Source organism: Variovorax sp. P1_G12, from assembly GCF_056405555.1.
The window spans coordinates 140,429-155,324 of record NZ_JBFUBW010000015.1 but is presented as its reverse complement, the minus strand read 5'-3'; the positions used below and the strand labels follow the sequence as shown (position 1 = coordinate 155,324).

The window sequence follows — 14,896 nt, the reverse complement described above, 5'->3', positions numbered from 1 at the left end:
GAGCGATCAGGACGAAATCGCGTGTGAACAGCTGACCCGCATGTTGCGAATCGGCGCCAAGGGCCGGTGCCCGTCTAGAACATCGCCCAGCGCGATCTCAGTTGTCTGGGAGAGAGGGATGTGAAGCCGCAGGACTCGCGTGCCGGGTTGCAACGTCCTGAGGTTCCCGTGAAAGGTCATTCGTGCCATCATGAGTTTCCGGTGGCAGAAGGGCTTGGCGCTTGCGGTGCTGACATCGTGCTGGACGGTCGCAAGCTGCGCGATCTCGGCCTTCGCGGCTGGGTAGCTGCGCAGCTTGTAGGTGCTTCCTTGACCCTGGCGGGGGGCGGGCTGGACGCAGCCCGGCGCGCGGCGCTCGGCGGGTGGCACCTCACGGGAGACAGGATTCATGCCGAATCGACTGCATCGTCTTGCGCTCGTGCTGCCGATGGTGGCGCTGTTGGTGCTGCTGTCGGCGTGCGCGAGCATCGGTGCGGGCTCGGTGAATCGCGATCGCCTCGTGTACTCGGAGGCCTTGGCCAGTTCGTGGAAGGAGCAGATGCTGCTCAACATCGTCAAGCTGCGCTATGGCGACACACCGATGTTCCTCGATGTCTCTTCGGTGATCGCCTCGTACCAGGTACAGAGCCAGGTAAGCTTGAGCAGCGTGTTCTCCTCGGGTCTGACACCGGGCGTGCCGGACGGAACCGGCAAGGGCCTCACGCTCGGCGCGGGTGCGCTCTACATCGACAAGCCCACGATCAGCTATGCGCCGTTGCTGGGCGAGAAGTTCACGCGCAGCCTGTTGCGGCCGATCCAGCCGACCGCGCTGTTCCAGCTCGTACAGGCCGGCTTCCCGATCGACCTGGTGTTCCAGTTGACGACCCGCGCGATCAACGGCGTATACAACCGCAGCAACCGCGCCCTCGGCATCCGCGAAGCTGACCCGGAGTTCTACCAGGCCCTCGACGCACTGCGACGCGTGCAGGTGTCCGAGGCGATAGGTTTCAGGCTCGAGCGCCGCGGAGCCGACGAGACCGCGCTGATCACCTTCAGCGCTCACAGGCTGCCACGAGCGGTGGTCGACGACATCCGCCTCCTGCGTGAAACACTCGCCATCGATCCCGGAGCACAGGAGCTCAGGCTGACTTTCGGTGATCTTCCTCGCGACAATCGCGAGGTGGCGATCCTCTCACGCTCGATCCTCGAGATCCTGACCGAGATCTCTGGCTCGGTCGAGGTGCCGGCGCAAGACATCGCCGAGGGCCGCAGCAGCAACGTCCCCGCGGCCGCAACGAACGGCCACCCACGCGACCAGCCGCTGGTCAGGATCCGGGCCGGCAACGAAACACCAGCGGAGCCCTTCGTGTCGGTGCGTTACCAGGGCCGCTGGTTCTGGGTCGACAACCGCGACATCAGATCCAAGGCCATCTTCAGCTTCATGCTGCTGCTGATGTCGCTGGCCGAGACGGGCCCCGCGCAGCAGGCCCCAGTGTTGACCGTTCCCGCGAACTGAACGCGCGCGCAAGAAGGCACGCCCGCGTCGCTGACCCTAACCGTTGCCTCGTCGCCGGTTCCGTCCGCCCGAGGTCCAATTGCGCGCGGCTTTTCGCATCGCACCAACGTGCGCGTGCGAAGGCGCCGAATGACCCTAACGGGCCCGTATCGCCACTCCGCTCTCTGAGGAGCAGCTTCGCAATCAATGCGATGCGATCCGCTCGCGGAACTGCGCTCTACCTGCCGACTCCCAAGGCCAAGCCGGCCCGCAGCGAAGCCGCCGCGCTCGTCGGAACCCAGATCAATCGCCTGCGCCAGGCCGCAGGCATCTCGCCCCTGGAGCTCACACAACGCTCCGGCGTCTCGCGCTCCATGCTCTCGCGCCTCTTCGCCGAGCAGCGCTGCCGCACCGATTTCAGCCATGTGCCTTCGAGCAAGGGCCTTCGGGTGGAACGCCTGGGCGCCGTCGCGCGCCTTGATTGGCCCGTCCTGGCATACCTTCGCGACCCGGAAGTAGCGTGAACAGGCCCTAAGCCTTCATCCGCGACCTGCCGCGATGCTTGTCGCAGGTCAATGAATCCCTCGCGCGGGAGGGCTAGCCTTGTGTCTTTCTATCCAGGAGAAAACACATGTCAGCCTCGGATCGGTCCGGCGCACTGTCGCTCGACTTGCCTTTCATGGACCGGGCCCGCGAGGCCTTCGTCGCGCGGCTGGCGATCGCCGACGCCGCCGACGACGCGCAACTGCCGGCGGCCTGGCGCGAGGTGGTCGCCTGCACCGCCGAGAACTTCGCCCGCGAGGATCTCTGGATGCAGTCCACCGGTTTTTCACAGCGCAAGGACCACATGCTGCAGCACCGGGTGGTGCTGGAGGTGATGCGCGAAGGCATCGTGCAGGCCGACGAGGGCCGCCTGCTCCAGGTCCGGCAGATGGTGTGGCAGCTGCGCGACTGGCACAGCAAGCACGTGCAGACCATGGACGCCGCGCTGGCGCTCCACCTGCGCGGCGTGCGCTTCGACCCCGCGAACGGGGATCGGGGGCCGGGCAGCCTGGCGGCGGCGGCGCGCGCCTGAGGGCGGCTAGGACCCGTTGAAGACCGGCTTGCGCTTGCCGATGAAGGCTTCGCAGCCCTCGTGCGCATCGTCGCTGTCGAACACCAGGCTGATCATGGCGCGCTCGTATTCGAGCGCCGCGTCGATCGGCATGTCGGCCCCGTGCAGCATCGACTTCTTGAGCAGGCGCAAGGCCACGGGGGATTGCTCGGCAATGCGCCGGGCCAGCGCCATCGTCTCGGCCTGCAGCCGCTCGGGCGCCACCACCGCGTTGACCAGTCCCAGCGCCAGCGCCTCGCGCGCCTCGATCGGGTCGCCCGCGAACATCAGCAGCTTGGCCTGGCACAGGGGCAGCTGGCGCATCAGGCGCTGCGAGCCGCCGCCGCCCGGGAACAGGCCGAGCTTGATCTCCGGCAAGCCGATGCGCACGCCCTCGCCGATCAGGCGGATGTCGATGCACAGCATCAGCTCCATGCCCCCGCCGAGCGCCCATCCGTTGACGGCCGCGAGCGTCGGCTTCGGGCAGCTCTCGAAGCGGCGGAACACGCGTTGCACCACGGCGCCGAACGCCTGGTAGTGCGCCAGCCCACGCCGGCTGTTCAAGTCCTTGATGTCGCCGCCGGCGACGAAGGCCCGGTCGTCGGCCCCGGTGACAACGATGGCGCGCACCGCATCGTCGGCCTCCAGCGCCGTCAAGGCCGCCTCCATGGCGAGCAACATCGGCAGGTCCAGGGTGTTCAGCGACTGGCCGCGGTTGAAGCGCATGACGCCGACGGCGCCTTCGACATGGATCAGTACGGGATCGGACATGCGATCAGGCTCCTCGTGCGTGGGGGGCCGGCAACAGGCGGCCGTCCAGCCAGGCGTCGATCTGCGGCAAGCGATCGACGCCGAAGAAGGCTTCGCCATCGATCACGATGAAGGGCGAGCCGAAGACACGCTGGCGCACGGCCTCTTCGACCTCCTGGCGAAGCAGCTCCCTCGCTTCCGTGCCTCCGAGCCGGTGCTCGAAACCCTTCGCATCACCGAGGGCAGGCGCTGCCTCGCAGGCCCAGCGCGCCACCTGGCCGGCGTCGTCGAGTGCCGCCCCGTCGCGGAAGTAGCCGCGCATGGCCACCCGGGCGAAACGCATGGCGGCCGCGGGTTCGCTGCGGTCGAGAAGATGGAATGCGCGCGCAGCATGCGGCGCGATCGCCGGGAAACCATCGGGCAAACGGAAGGGCACACCGAGAAAGCGCGCCGAGCGTTCGAAGTCGCGCCACATGTAGGCGCGCTTGGTCTCGCTGGCCAGCGGCGCCGGCAGATCGAGCGCCCGCAACACCGCGAACAGCAGCACCGGCCGCCAGCGGACGCTGCGCCCGTGCCGCGCGGCCAGCGCATCGATCTTCTCCGACATCAGGTAGCCATAGGGCGACACGAAGTCGAACCAGAAGTCGATCGGTGCCTGCGCGCTCATGTCGGTGTCCCGGCCAGCGCCGGACTCGGGCCGGGGGTGGCGCCGCGCTTCTTCAGGGCCCGCAGGTCGCGCATGCCGGCCAGGCCGCGCGGATCGATGCCCGGCGGGAAGATCTGGTGCTTCTGGATCTTCTGCGTGGCGGTGGTCGGGATGCGGTCGGTCACCCAGACCCATCCCGGCGCCTTGTAGTAGGCCAGCTTCGCGTGGCAGAGATCGAACAGCGCGCGCACCGCGGCATCGACATCCGCGCCGGCCTCCGGGCGCAGCACGACGCAGGCGAGCACCTCCTCCTCCCGGACGTCGTCCGGCAATGCCAGCACCGCCACCTGGTCGACCCACGGATGCGTCTGCAGCAGCGCCTCGACCTCGGCCGCGGCGATGTTCTCGCCCGAGCGCCGGATGATGTTCTTGCGCCGGTCGACGAAGTGCAGCATGCCGTCGGGCGCACGCCGGACGATGTCGCCGGTATGGAACCAGCCGCCACGCCACGCCGCCTCGGTGGCTTTCGGATCGTCGAGGTAGCCGCTGAAGAAGTCCTTGCGCGGCGTCGCGGCCGAATGGCGGATCAGCATCTCGCCGTCGGTGCCGTCGGCCACGTCGATGTCGGCATCGTCGACCACCCGGACCTCGAGCCCGGGCTGCGCGCGGCCGAAGGCCCGTGTGCCGACCCGGCGCGGCGCCTGGTTGTCGATCAGCGCGCGCGCGATCTCGGTCATGCCCCAGATCTCGATCAGCGGGAAGCCGAAGCGCTGCTCGAAGCTCGCATGCCGCTGCGGCTCGACGCCGGCGCCGATGGCGAAACGCACGGCGTGCTCGCGGTCCAGCGGGCTCGCCGGCTGGCCCAGCAGCATCGGCACCACCACGCCCAGGTAGTGCACGACCGTCGCGCGCGATTCGCGCACCTCGGTCCACCAGCGCGAGACATGGAAGCGGTCGGTCTGCACCTGGCAGTTGCCCTTGAGCATCGCGCAGTAGAAGGAGAAGATCGACGCGTTCACGTGGAACAGCGGCAGCGGGTTGTAGATCCGCTCGCAGCCCTCGCCGAAGCCGGCCAGGCCGCCGCGCGTCGCGTACCAGGCGCCGAACGCGAGCTCGCTGCGGTGCGACAGCACGCAGCCCTTGGGCCGGCCCGTGGTGCCGCTGGTGTAGAGCACGCTGGCCGGGGTCTGGCCATCGGGCGTGGTGGATGCGGCGGCTCGCGCCGCGCGCGGCAGGCCTTGCTCGAAGGCATCGAGGCGCACCACGCCCGGCCGCTGCGCGGCCTCGGCCAGCGCGGCCTGCAGCAGCGCGTCGAGCGCCGCGACGACGACCACCAGCTCGACCTTCGCATGGTCGATCACGAAGGCCAGCTCGCCCGCCCGATGGTCGGGATTGAGCGGGACGCAGCACACGCCCAGCGCGTTCATCGCGAGCTTGTGCAGCAGGTGCTCGGGCCGGTTCTCCAGCAGCAGGCCGATGCGGTGGCCGACGCCGTAGCCCGCGGCGGCATAGGTTCGCGTCAACGCCTGCACGGCCTGCGCCGCGGCGCGGTAGCTGATCTCGACACCTTCGGCCGCGTAGGCGCGCGCCGGGTTGGCGGGCACGGCCAGGAAGACCTTGTCCGCATACATGTCCGCGGCCCTTGAGAAGGTGTCGCCGATGGTGCTGTTGTCGTCGATCGCGATCATGTTCCGTCGTCTCCTTCTTCGCCGCGCGGCGGCTCAGAGCCTGAGCACGCCGTAGCCCACGTCGTCGCTGAACGGCGCGTTCAGCGAGGCCGCGATCGCCATGCCGAGCGCATTGCGCGTGTCGACCGGATCGAGGATGCCGTCGTCCCACAGCTCGGAGGTCGAGTGGTAGGCATCGCTCTCGGCCTCGAAGCTCTTGAGCACCGGGTCGCGGATCGCCGCGATCTCCTCGTCCGACAGCGCATGGCCGTTGCGCTGCAGCTGGCGCACCTTCACATCGGCCAGCGTGTTGGCTGCCTGCTCGGCGCCCATCACCGCGATCTGCGACTGCGGCCACATCCAGAGGAAGCGGCCGTCGAAGGCGCGCCCGCACATGCCGTAGTTGCCGGCGCCGAACGAGCCGCCGACGATCACGGTGAACTTGGGCACCGTGCAGCCGACCTGCGTCATGATCATCTTGGCGCCGTCCTTGGTGATGCCGCGCTCCTCGTACTCGCGACCGACCATGTAGCCCGTGATGTTCTGCAGGAAGACCAGCGGCGTGCGGTCGCGGTCGCACAGCCGCATGAAGTGCGCGGCCTTGAGCGAGCTGTCGTTGAAAAGCACGCCGTTGTTGGCCAGGATGCCGACCTTGCAGCCCCAGATGCGCGCATAGCCGCAGACCATGGTGGTGCCGTAGTCCGGCTGGTACTCGTGGAACTGGCTGCCGTCGACGATGCGCGCGATCACCTCGCGCATGTCGAAGCCGGTCTTCCAGTCGGTCGGGATGATCCCGTAGAGCTCCTGCGGATCGTAGTGCGGCGGCTCGGCCTCGATGCGGTCGATCGCCTGCTTGCGGCCGGGCGTGGTCTGGGCCAGGATGTCGCGCGCGATCGACAGCGCATGCGGCTCGTCGTCGGCCGCGTAGTCGCAGGTGCCCGAGACCGTGGTGTGCATCTGCGCGCCGCCCAGCGCCTCGGCCGTGACCACCTCGCCGGTCGCCGCCTTGACCAGCGGCGGGCCGCCGAGGAACACGCCGCCGTTGCCGCGCACGATCACGCTGTAGTCGCACAGCGCCGGGATGTAGGCGCCGCCCGCGGTGCAGTGGCCGAGCACCACGGCGATCTGCGGCACGCCCATCTTCGACAGCGTGCACTGGTTGCGGAAGATGCGGCCGGCCGCATGGCGGTCGGGGAACAGCTCCGACTGCAGCGGCAGGAAGCCGCCCGCGCTGTCGCAGAGGTGGATCACCGGCAGCCGGTTCTCGATCGCGATGTCGAGCGTGCGGACGATCTTCTTGATCGACAGCGGATACCAGGCGCCGCCCTTGATGCTCGGATCGTCCGCATGGATCATCACCTCGCGGCCCTGGACGATGCCGATGCCCGAGACCTGCCCTGCACCATGCACCTCGCCCTCGTACGAGCGGTTGGCGGCGAGTGCGCCGATCTCCAGGAACGGCGTGCCCGGGTCGAGCAGCAGATCGAGCCGCTCGCGCACGGTCAGCTTCTTCTGCCGGTGCAGGCGCTCGATGTCGCGTTCCGGTCGCTCGTAGCGCGCGCTGTGCAGCTTGCGGCGCAGCGCATCGACGCGTTCGGCCATCGCCGCGTGGTTCTGCCGGAAGCTCGCGCTGCCGGTGTCGATCTGGCTCTGGATGCGGCTCATTGCGATGGTTCCTCCGTGCGCACCAGCACCGCGCCGCGCTGGAAGGTCTGGCCGACCGCCAGCGGCAGTTCGGCCACCACGCCGTCGGCCGCGGCGCCGATGGTCATCTGCAGCTTCATGCTCTCGATCACCAGCAGCGCATCGCCTTGGCGCACCGCCTGTCCGAGCGTGGCCTGCAGCGAGACGACGACGCCCGGCATCGGTGCCAGCGAGGCGCCCGCAACGCCGGCCGCGGCACCGTTGCTCGAGCGGGCGGGGTCGACGCGGTCCATGCGCCAGGCCCGTCCCTTGAGCTGCACGTAGACCGAGTCGCCGTGCGCGACGGCATTCAGGCGCTCGCTGCGGCCGTCGACCGTGGTGACGAAGCTGCCGCCGCCGGCGGCGCGCACCGCGAGCCGGACATCGTCGACTTGCACCGCTTCGGCGTGGGCGTGGACGCGGTGCCGCACCGCGGGCGCATGGCTGAACAGGAAGGTGGTCATGAATGAGGCCTAGTGAAGATCAGTTGCGCCAGGCACCCATCGAGGCGTAGGGCTCGGGGACGGTGCGGGCGGCGCGGTCGGGCGCCGCTGATGCGGCGACTGCCAGCAGCGCGTGGCGCTCGCCATCGGTCAGCGCGGCCGGTGCCAGCGCCTCGCGATGCCGTTCGAGGAAGCCGGTGTCGGTCTCGCCCTGCGCGAAGGCCGGATGCCGCAGCACCCGCGCCAGGAAGTCGTTGTTGATCGTGACGCCCAGCATCGTGGTCTCGGCCAGCGCCGTGCGCATGCGGGAGATCGCGAGGCGGCGGTCGGCGCCGTGCACCACGAGCTTGGCGAGCATCGAGTCGAAATCGGCGGTCACGGGCGCGCCTTCGGTGACGCCGACGTCGAAGCGCACGCCCGGCCCCTGCGGCGCGTGCAGCAGCAGCACGCGGCCGGTGTCCGGCACGAAGCCGGCGTCCGCGTCTTCCGCCAGGATGCGGCATTCGATGGCGTGGCCGGCGCTGGTCACCTGCGCCTGCGCGATGCCCAGCGCCTCGCCCTGCGCCACGCGCAGCTGCAGCTCGACGAGATCCAGGCCGGTGACCATCTCGGTCACCGGATGCTCCACCTGCAGCCGCGTGTTCATCTCGAGGAAGAAGAACTCGCCCTCGGGCGAGACGATGCATTCGACCGTGCCCGCGTTGACGTAGCCTGCCGCCGATGCCAGGCGCACGGCCGCGGCGCAGATGCGCTCGCGCAGCGCCGCCGGCAGCCCGGGCGCCGGCGACTCCTCGATCAACTTCTGGAAGCGGCGCTGGATCGAGCACTCGCGCTCGCCCAGATGGATCACGTGGCCGTGGCTGTCGCCGAAGACCTGCACCTCGATGTGGCGCGGCCGCTCGACGAAGCGCTCGGCGAACAGGCGGCCGTCGCCGAAATAGCGCTGGCTCTCGGCGCGCGCGATGTCGATGGCGGCGGCCAGCTCCTGCTCGCGCCGCACGATCTGCATGCCCTTGCCGCCACCGCCCGCGGCGCCCTTGATCAGGAGCGGAAAGCCGATGCCGCGCGCGCGCTCGGCAAAGCTCGCAGGGTCGTCGGCCTCGTCGGCCGAGGGCGTGACCGGCACGTCGTGCTGCACCGCGAAGCGGCGCGCGCTGATCTTGTCGCCCATCAGCTCGATCACGCCCGCGGGTGGACCGACGAAGACCAGCCCGGCATCCGCCACGGCCTGCGCGAAGGCCGCGTTCTCCGACAGGAAGCCGTAGCCCGGATGGATGGCGTCGCAGCCGCTCTGGCGCGCGGCGCGGATCATGGCCTGGGCATCGAGCCAGGCCGCGACCGGCGGCTCGCCGAAGACTTCCACCGACCCGGTGGCGGCGAGCAGCGCGGGGCCGGCGCGGTCCTGCCGGTGCCAGGGCACCACGGTCTCGATGCCGAGACGGCTGGCCGTGCGCACGATGCGCAGCGCGATCTCGGCGCGGTTGGCGATGAAGAGCTTTCGGATCGGCGTCATGGGAGGTCTTTGCGTCGCTTTGCTGCAGGGGCTGCGGGAGCCGGCGGCAGCACGCCGCCGGCCACGATCCGTTCGAGCCGCGCGAGACGGGCCTCGATGTCGCCGCCCGAGCGCGGCGCCGCAGTGGTGGTGCCGGGCCCGGCGTCGAGCGCGGCTTCGCGCGCCATCAGCATGCCGCCCAGCAGCATGGCCGTGCAGCGGTCCGCGGTGGCTTCGATGTCGATGCTGCCGCGGCCGTACAGCTGCGACCACATGCGGTGCTCGATGCCCCCGTAGAGCATGCTGCGGATCAGCTCGACGTCGGTGTCGGCGGGCAGTTCGCCCTCCTCCACCGCCTCGCGCACGGTGCGCACCAGGAAGGCGGTGTAGCGCACTTGCAGGTCGTGCAGCACCGACTGGAAGTAGTCCGGGCTGGTGCGCACCTCGTGCAGCACGATGCGCGAGAGCCCGGGCTCCTCGACGTACACGCGCAGGTGCCGCCAGACCAGGAAACGCAGCCGGCTGCGGAAGCCGTGGATACGCGCGAAGCCATCGGCGATGTCCTGGATCAGCGGCTCGTACATGCCGCGCAGCACCTCGTTGAGCAGGTCGCGTTTGGTCGGGAAATAGGTGTAGACCAGCCCTTCGACGACGCCGACGCGGGCCGCGATCTCGGCCACCGAGGAACGCTCGAAGCTCTTCTCGAGGAACACTTCGCGCGCCGCAGCCAGGATCTCGGCCGCGCGGCGCAGCCGGCGTGGCGTCTGCTTGCCGGCGGCGATGGGTGCAAGGGCTTCGCCCGGGATTGCGCCGGGCGAACCGGCCGCGTTCGAGCTGCCTTTTCTGGCAGGTGCTTTGGACTTTGTGGCAGTGGTTTTCATGAAAGGCTTTGTACCAAGTCGGCCGGCACGTCGAGTTCCAGGTCGAGCAGCATCTGCGCCAGCGCCTTGCCCTGCGGGTCGTAGCGCAGCGAGGCGATGCCGCCGCCGCCGAGCGCGTTCTCGAGCGTGAAGTTCAGCGCGTGAAAGCCGGGCAGCGGGTAGCGCCTGACGCGGCCCTTGGCCACGTGCGCGAAGTAGGCCGCGACGGTGTCGGCGTCGAGCGCGCGCAGCAGCCATGCATAGGCTTCGGGCGAGCGTGCGATCACGCCGATGTTGGCCATGTCGCCCTTGTCGCCGCTGCGCGCATGGGCGATGCGGATCAACGGGACGCGCACGGTGTCGGCCGCCGACGCGGCGGCCGGCTGCTCTTGCGCGCCATCGAGCGCGGCGATCGGCTGGCCGACCTGCAGTTCGTCGAACGGCAGCGCCTGCCCGTCGATCGAAACGCGCGCCGGCACCGCCGCACGGTCCACCTGCAGCGAGAACAGCCGCACCACCGGCGAAGGCGACGGCCGGCCCGCGGCGAAGCCCGTGATGCCTTGTGCCATGGCAGTCGCCGACGGCGCGATTTCGCGCGCCAGCAGTTCGAGCGCGGCGCGCGATGCATGCCGCGCGGCCAGCTTCAGCACCACCTCGCGGCTGTGCCGCGTGCGCGCATGCGGGCCGTAGGTGCTCTCCGCACCCAGCACCTCGATGTGGGCTTCGCCGAAATCGGCCAGTCCGCGCTCGGCCAGCAGCCGCCGGCAGCGCGCCAGGATCGCCTCGCCCACGCGCTGCGCCTTGCGTGCCGCTTCCGGCCCGCCGATCATCAGCGTGCCCAGCAGGCGCCAGCCGTCGGCATGGGTGGCGCTGGCCTTGTAGCTGAGCGGCGCCGGCCGGCCTTGCGCGCCGCTGACGCGCACGCGATCGGGCCCGTCCTGTTCGAGCCGCACCTCGGAGAAGTCGCAGCACACGTCGGGCAGCAGGTAGGCGCGCGGGTCGCCGATCTCGTAGACGATCTGCTCGGCCGCGGTGGCGGGAATCACCAGCCCGCCCGTGCCGGGCGGCTTGGTCAGCACGAAGCTCCGGCCGTCGGCCGGGCATTCGACGATCGGGAAGCCCATGTCGTCCCAGCCGGGCACCCGCTCCCAGTCGGTGAAGAGGCCGCCGGTGGCCTGGGCGCCGCATTCGATCAGATGGCCGGCCAGGCTGCCGGTCGCGAGCCGGTCCCAGTCCTGCCAGCCCCAGCCGAATTCATGCACCAGCGGCGCCAGCGTGACCGCGCTGTCGACCACACGGCCGGTGATCACGATGTCGGCCCCGGCCGCCAGCGCGGCGACGATCGGCTGCGCGCCAAGGTAGGCATTGATGCTGAGCAGCTCGGCCGGCATCGGTGCGCCGCTGAACATCTCGCGCGTGCCGGCCGCGCGCAGCGCATCGGCCTGGCCGGACAGGTCGTCGCCCTCCACCACCGCGATCCGCAACGCGATCCCCTGGGCTTCGAGTTCCTTTTGCAGCGCCAGCCGGCAGGCGGCCGGATCGACGCCGCCGGCGTTCGACACCACGCGGATGCCGCGCGCCTTCAGCTCGGGCGCAAGCGCCGCCACCACCCGCACGAAATCCGGCGCATAGCCGGCGTCGGCCGACTTGGCCTTGGCACGGGCCAGCAGCGACATCGTGATCTCGGCCAGGAAGTCGAAGACCAGGTAGTCGATCTCGCCAAGCCGCACGAGCTGCGAGGCACCGCTCTCGGAGTCGCCCCAGAAGCCGCTGGCGCAGCCGATGCGCAGCGGGCGGGTTCGGCGTTCAGGCAAGGTGTTCATCGTCCGGGCCACTCCGGCGCGCGGCGTTCGGCGAAGGCCTTCATGCCCTCGCGCGTGTCCTCGCTCTGCGACAGCACGGGCAGGATGGCCTGCGCGAGATTCAAGGCGTCGTTGAACGACAGGTCGGTGACCGCGCCGATGGCGCGGCGGCCGATGCGCAGCGCGACCGGCGAATTGGCCGCGAGCTTGGCCACCAGTTCGTCGACCGCGGCATCGAGCTCCGCGGCCGGCACCACGCGGTTCACGATGTCGAAGCGCTCGGCATCGCCGGCCGGAAAGCGATGCGCGAGAAAGCACATCTCGAGCAGCCGCCGGCGCGGGATCACGCGCATCAGCAGCGGCAGGATCATCATCGGGAATACGCCGACGCGGGCCTCGGTGGTGCCGAACATCGCGCCCTCGGCGGCGATCGCGAAGTCGCAGGCGCAGACCAGGCCCAGCCCGCCGCCGAAGGCGCCGCCATTGACGCGCGCGATGATCGGCAGGTTGCAGCGATCGAGCGCACGGAACAGCTCGGCCACCGGATTGTCGAAGCGGCCGGGCTCCAGCGCGAACGGCGAGCCGTCGGCAGTCGGCTTGAGCTGGCCGCCGGCACAGAAGGTCTTGTCGCCGGCGCCGGTGAGCACGATGGCGCGCACGCCTTCCATCGCCTCGGCCTGGCGCAGCGCCTCGGTCAGCGCGACCATCACCGTGTCGGTCATCGTGTTGTGCGCCTCGGCACGGTCGATGGTGATGCGGCAGGCGGCGCCTTGCCGTTCGACCCTGACCTGTGCCGGCGTCGGATTCGTGCTCATGCTCACGAGGTTTCCTTGTGCCCGCCCGGCAGGTCGTCGAAGGTGGCCGGCGGCTGGTACTGCGGGAAGCCGTCGTAGGCGAAGCTGCGCGCCGCCGGTTCCAGCTTCCAGGTCGGCCGTGCCGTCGGCACGCCGCCATCGACGCGGATCACGGCGCCGCTGATGAAGCCCGCGGCCTCCGACAGCAGATAGACGACGGCCGAGGACAGTTCGGCCTCGGTGCCGAAGCGCTGCAGCGGCACCTTGTTGCGGAGCCCGCGCAGCACGTTGCGGTAGTCCTCGTCGTAGGTGTCGATGCCGGCCGAGGCGATCCAGCCCGGCGCCACCGCGTTGACCCGCACGCCGGCATGCCCCCACTCGCAGGCCGCGGTCTCGGTCAGCGTGAACACGCCGCCGCGCGCCGCGCCCGAATGGCCCATGCCCGGCAGCCCGCCCCAGATGTCGGCCAGCATGTTGACGATGCTGCCGCCGTTCGCCTCCATCCACTGCACGAAGCATTCGCGCGAGAACAGGAAGGTGCCGTGCAGGTTGTTGCGCACCACCGCATCCCAGCCCTTGAGCGAGATGTCGCGCAGCCGGGCCGGAAACTGCCCGCCGGCGCAATTGAAGAGCCCGTCGAGCCGGCCGTGCGCCGCAATGACCTCGGCCACCGTCGCCTGGACCGCCGCCTCGTCGCGGATGTCGCAGACATGCGTCGTGACGTCGCCTGCGCGCTCGGGGTAGATGGCGGCGATCTCGGCCGCCACCGCCTCGAGCTTGCCCGACTGCCGCCCGACCAGCGCGAGGTGCGCGCCGAGGCTCGCGAGCTCGTGCGCGGTGCAGCGGCCGAGCCCGCTGCCGCCACCGGTGACGACCACCGTGCGGCCGTCGAACAGGCCGGGACGAAAGGCCGAACGGTAGCGCTCGGTGCTGGCGGAAGAAGAGGCTGCAGTCGGCATCGGATGAAGGCTCAGTAGGCGACGAAGTCGGTCAGCGACTTCACGGTGCCGCTCTGCGGATCGGTCTGGAACAGCTTGATCGGCATCACGGCCTGGCCCTTCGGGTTGTCGAAGGAGACCGGGCCGCTCAGGCCGCCGACCTTGTAGTCGTGCAGCTTGTCGAGCTGCGCGATCACGCAGGCGCGCGTCACGTTGGCGCCGCAGCGGCGCACGCCCTCGGCGAAGACCATCGTGCCGACGTAGCCGCTCACGGTGTAGCGGTTGAAGTTGGCGTAGTCGTCGGCGCTCAGGTACTTCTTGGCCGAGCCCATCAGCGCCGCGCCCGCCGGGTCGTAGTTGGAGGCGTAGTAGTCGGGGATCAGGTACTGGTAGCCCGACGGCGCCGCCAGCTTGACGGCGGCCGGCAGCTGGCCGGCCCACAGCGTCCCCAGCGTCACGTCCATGTCGAGGCGGCGCAGCTCCGACATGATCGAGGCCGACTCGGTGGTCAGCGTGCCGAGGTAGAGCGCATTGACGCCCTTGTCCTTGAGTGTCAGGACCTCGGCCGAGAAGTCCTTGGCGCCGCGCTTGAACGAGATCTCGGCCACGCTCGAGAGGCCGAACTCCTTGACCGCCTTCTGGTAGCCCGACAGCAGGGCTTTGCCGAAGTCGTCGTCCTGGTAGAGGATGCCGAACTTGGCGCCCTTCTTGTTCATCTTCTCGACCATGTAGCGCACCGGCACGTAGCCCGCATAGTCGTAGTCGGGCCCGATCATGAAGACGCTGGGCCGCCGCGGCGTCACCACGGCCGGATTCGGCGCCATGTGGACGATGGTCGGGATCTTCGCCTCCTCGATCGCCGGCAGCATCGCCACCATGTGCGAGCTGCCGGTGGTGCCGGTGATGCCGAACACCTTGTCGGTGTCGATCAGCTTCTTGACCGCCGACACCGAGCGCGCCGGCACGTAGCCGTCGTCTTCGTAGATCGCGCGCAGCTTGCGGCCGTTGATGCCGCCGGCGGCGTTGATCTCGGCGATGGCGAGCTTGGAGCCCGCCGCGCCGGCCTTGCCGATCAGCGAGGCCGGGCCCGACATCGGCTGCACCTCGCCGATCAGGATCTCGCTGGCCGTGACGCCGACGTCCTGCGCCTGCGCGCCGGCCGCGGCCGCGAGCATGCCCAACACCGCCAACGCACGCACCACCATCGCCTTGCCTTCATGCTTGCCCATCGTCGTCTCCTGTTGTGATTCGGTT

General features: G+C 69.9%; 15 protein-coding genes. 3 read left to right on the top strand and 12 right to left on the bottom strand.

The window, feature by feature from the left end; translation table 11 throughout:
* Positions 1-6: 6 nt before the first annotated feature.
* Positions 7-390: a hypothetical protein gene (locus AC1D2O_RS18960; protein ID WP_478157704.1), complete on the bottom strand. Its 384-nt coding sequence runs from the start codon at positions 388-390 to the stop codon at positions 7-9.
* Between AC1D2O_RS18960 and AC1D2O_RS18955 the strand changes: the two genes are divergently transcribed.
* From AC1D2O_RS18955 to AC1D2O_RS18945, 3 genes are all read left to right on the top strand, one after another.
* Positions 389-1,495: a hypothetical protein gene (locus AC1D2O_RS18955; protein WP_478089606.1), complete on the top strand. Its 1,107-nt coding sequence runs from the start codon at positions 389-391 to the stop codon at positions 1,493-1,495. The genes AC1D2O_RS18960 and AC1D2O_RS18955 overlap by 2 nt on opposite strands.
* Positions 1,496-1,686: 191 nt before the next feature.
* Positions 1,687-1,998 (top strand): helix-turn-helix domain-containing protein, encoded by a 312-nt coding sequence (locus tag AC1D2O_RS18950; protein WP_478089607.1) that lies wholly within the window; start codon positions 1,687-1,689, stop codon positions 1,996-1,998.
* A 107-nt stretch (positions 1,999-2,105) separates the two neighbouring features.
* Positions 2,106-2,549 (top strand): bacteriohemerythrin, encoded by a 444-nt coding sequence (locus AC1D2O_RS18945; protein WP_478089608.1) that lies wholly within the window; start codon positions 2,106-2,108, stop codon positions 2,547-2,549.
* 6 nt (positions 2,550-2,555) lie between these two features.
* Here the strand turns inward: AC1D2O_RS18945 and AC1D2O_RS18940 are convergent, their stop codons facing one another.
* Genes AC1D2O_RS18940 through AC1D2O_RS18890 form a run of 11 tightly spaced genes read right to left on the bottom strand, consistent with a single transcriptional unit; the run spans position 2,556 to position 14,871 of the window.
* Complete coding sequence (locus AC1D2O_RS18940) at positions 2,556-3,338, bottom strand: enoyl-CoA hydratase/isomerase family protein (RefSeq protein ID WP_478089609.1); 783 nt, start codon at positions 3,336-3,338, stop codon at positions 2,556-2,558.
* 4 nt (positions 3,339-3,342) lie between these two features.
* Entirely contained in the window at positions 3,343-3,984 is a 642-nt protein-coding gene (locus AC1D2O_RS18935; RefSeq protein ID WP_478089610.1) for a DsbA family protein, read from the bottom strand.
* Entirely contained in the window at positions 3,981-5,651 is a 1,671-nt protein-coding gene (locus tag AC1D2O_RS18930) for an AMP-binding protein (RefSeq protein WP_478157703.1), read from the bottom strand. Before AC1D2O_RS18930 ends, AC1D2O_RS18935 begins: the two co-directional genes overlap by 4 nt.
* 33 nt (positions 5,652-5,684) lie before the next feature.
* Positions 5,685-7,295, bottom strand: a complete 1,611-nt coding sequence (locus AC1D2O_RS18925) for an acyl-CoA carboxylase subunit beta (RefSeq protein WP_478089612.1) — start codon at positions 7,293-7,295, stop codon at positions 5,685-5,687.
* Complete coding sequence (locus AC1D2O_RS18920) at positions 7,292-7,777, bottom strand: acyl-CoA carboxylase biotin carboxyl carrier protein subunit (RefSeq protein WP_478089613.1); 486 nt, start codon at positions 7,775-7,777, stop codon at positions 7,292-7,294. Before AC1D2O_RS18920 ends, AC1D2O_RS18925 begins: the two co-directional genes overlap by 4 nt.
* Before the next feature lie 19 nt (positions 7,778-7,796).
* Positions 7,797-9,269 (bottom strand): acetyl-CoA carboxylase biotin carboxylase subunit, encoded by a 1,473-nt coding sequence (locus tag AC1D2O_RS18915; RefSeq protein WP_478089614.1) that lies wholly within the window; start codon positions 9,267-9,269, stop codon positions 7,797-7,799.
* The gene (locus tag AC1D2O_RS18910) at positions 9,266-10,129 is read right to left on the bottom strand and encodes a TetR/AcrR family transcriptional regulator (RefSeq protein ID WP_478089615.1); all 864 of its coding nucleotides are present in this window, start codon (positions 10,127-10,129) and stop codon (positions 9,266-9,268) included. The genes AC1D2O_RS18915 and AC1D2O_RS18910 overlap by 4 nt, the downstream gene beginning before the upstream one ends.
* Positions 10,126-11,931, bottom strand: coding sequence for an acyclic terpene utilization AtuA family protein (locus AC1D2O_RS18905; RefSeq protein ID WP_478089616.1), 1,806 nt, complete (start codon positions 11,929-11,931; stop codon positions 10,126-10,128). Before AC1D2O_RS18905 ends, AC1D2O_RS18910 begins: the two co-directional genes overlap by 4 nt.
* Complete coding sequence (locus AC1D2O_RS18900) at positions 11,928-12,725, bottom strand: enoyl-CoA hydratase-related protein (protein ID WP_478089619.1); 798 nt, start codon at positions 12,723-12,725, stop codon at positions 11,928-11,930. Before AC1D2O_RS18900 ends, AC1D2O_RS18905 begins: the two co-directional genes overlap by 4 nt.
* Positions 12,726-12,727: 2 nt before the next feature.
* A complete protein-coding gene (locus AC1D2O_RS18895; RefSeq protein ID WP_478157702.1) occupies positions 12,728-13,663 on the bottom strand; it encodes an SDR family oxidoreductase in 936 nt (311 codons plus the stop codon).
* 11 nt (positions 13,664-13,674) lie between these two features.
* Positions 13,675-14,871 carry an ABC transporter substrate-binding protein gene (locus AC1D2O_RS18890; protein ID WP_478157701.1) on the bottom strand — a complete coding sequence of 399 codons (1,197 nt, stop codon included), beginning with the start codon at positions 14,869-14,871 and terminating at the stop codon, positions 13,675-13,677.
* Positions 14,872-14,896 lie beyond the last annotated feature (25 nt).

What these genes read in the sequence shown, in the direction of transcription:
- AC1D2O_RS18930 (WP_478157703.1), bottom strand. Translation starts at nt 5,651, where the DNA reads ATGATCGCGATCGACGACAACAGCACCATCGGCGACACCTTCTCAAGG.
- AC1D2O_RS18895 (WP_478157702.1), bottom strand. Translation starts at nt 13,663, where the DNA reads ATGCCGACTGCAGCCTCTTCTTCCGCCAGCACCGAGCGCTACCGTTCG.
- AC1D2O_RS18940 (WP_478089609.1), bottom strand. Translation starts at nt 3,338, where the DNA reads ATGTCCGATCCCGTACTGATCCATGTCGAAGGCGCCGTCGGCGTCATG.
- AC1D2O_RS18925 (WP_478089612.1), bottom strand. Translation starts at nt 7,295, where the DNA reads ATGAGCCGCATCCAGAGCCAGATCGACACCGGCAGCGCGAGCTTCCGG.
- AC1D2O_RS18920 (WP_478089613.1), bottom strand. Translation starts at nt 7,777, where the DNA reads ATGACCACCTTCCTGTTCAGCCATGCGCCCGCGGTGCGGCACCGCGTC.
- AC1D2O_RS18905 (WP_478089616.1), bottom strand. Translation starts at nt 11,931, where the DNA reads ATGAACACCTTGCCTGAACGCCGAACCCGCCCGCTGCGCATCGGCTGC.
- AC1D2O_RS18900 (WP_478089619.1), bottom strand. Translation starts at nt 12,725, where the DNA reads ATGAGCACGAATCCGACGCCGGCACAGGTCAGGGTCGAACGGCAAGGC.
- AC1D2O_RS18890 (WP_478157701.1), bottom strand. Translation starts at nt 14,871, where the DNA reads ATGGGCAAGCATGAAGGCAAGGCGATGGTGGTGCGTGCGTTGGCGGTG.
- AC1D2O_RS18935 (WP_478089610.1), bottom strand. Translation starts at nt 3,984, where the DNA reads ATGAGCGCGCAGGCACCGATCGACTTCTGGTTCGACTTCGTGTCGCCC.
- AC1D2O_RS18915 (WP_478089614.1), bottom strand. Translation starts at nt 9,269, where the DNA reads ATGACGCCGATCCGAAAGCTCTTCATCGCCAACCGCGCCGAGATCGCG.
- AC1D2O_RS18950 (WP_478089607.1), top strand. Translation starts at nt 1,687, where the DNA reads ATGCGATCCGCTCGCGGAACTGCGCTCTACCTGCCGACTCCCAAGGCC.
- AC1D2O_RS18945 (WP_478089608.1), top strand. Translation starts at nt 2,106, where the DNA reads ATGTCAGCCTCGGATCGGTCCGGCGCACTGTCGCTCGACTTGCCTTTC.
- AC1D2O_RS18955 (WP_478089606.1), top strand. Translation starts at nt 389, where the DNA reads ATGCCGAATCGACTGCATCGTCTTGCGCTCGTGCTGCCGATGGTGGCG.
- AC1D2O_RS18960 (WP_478157704.1), bottom strand. Translation starts at nt 390, where the DNA reads ATGAATCCTGTCTCCCGTGAGGTGCCACCCGCCGAGCGCCGCGCGCCG.
- AC1D2O_RS18910 (WP_478089615.1), bottom strand. Translation starts at nt 10,129, where the DNA reads ATGAAAACCACTGCCACAAAGTCCAAAGCACCTGCCAGAAAAGGCAGC.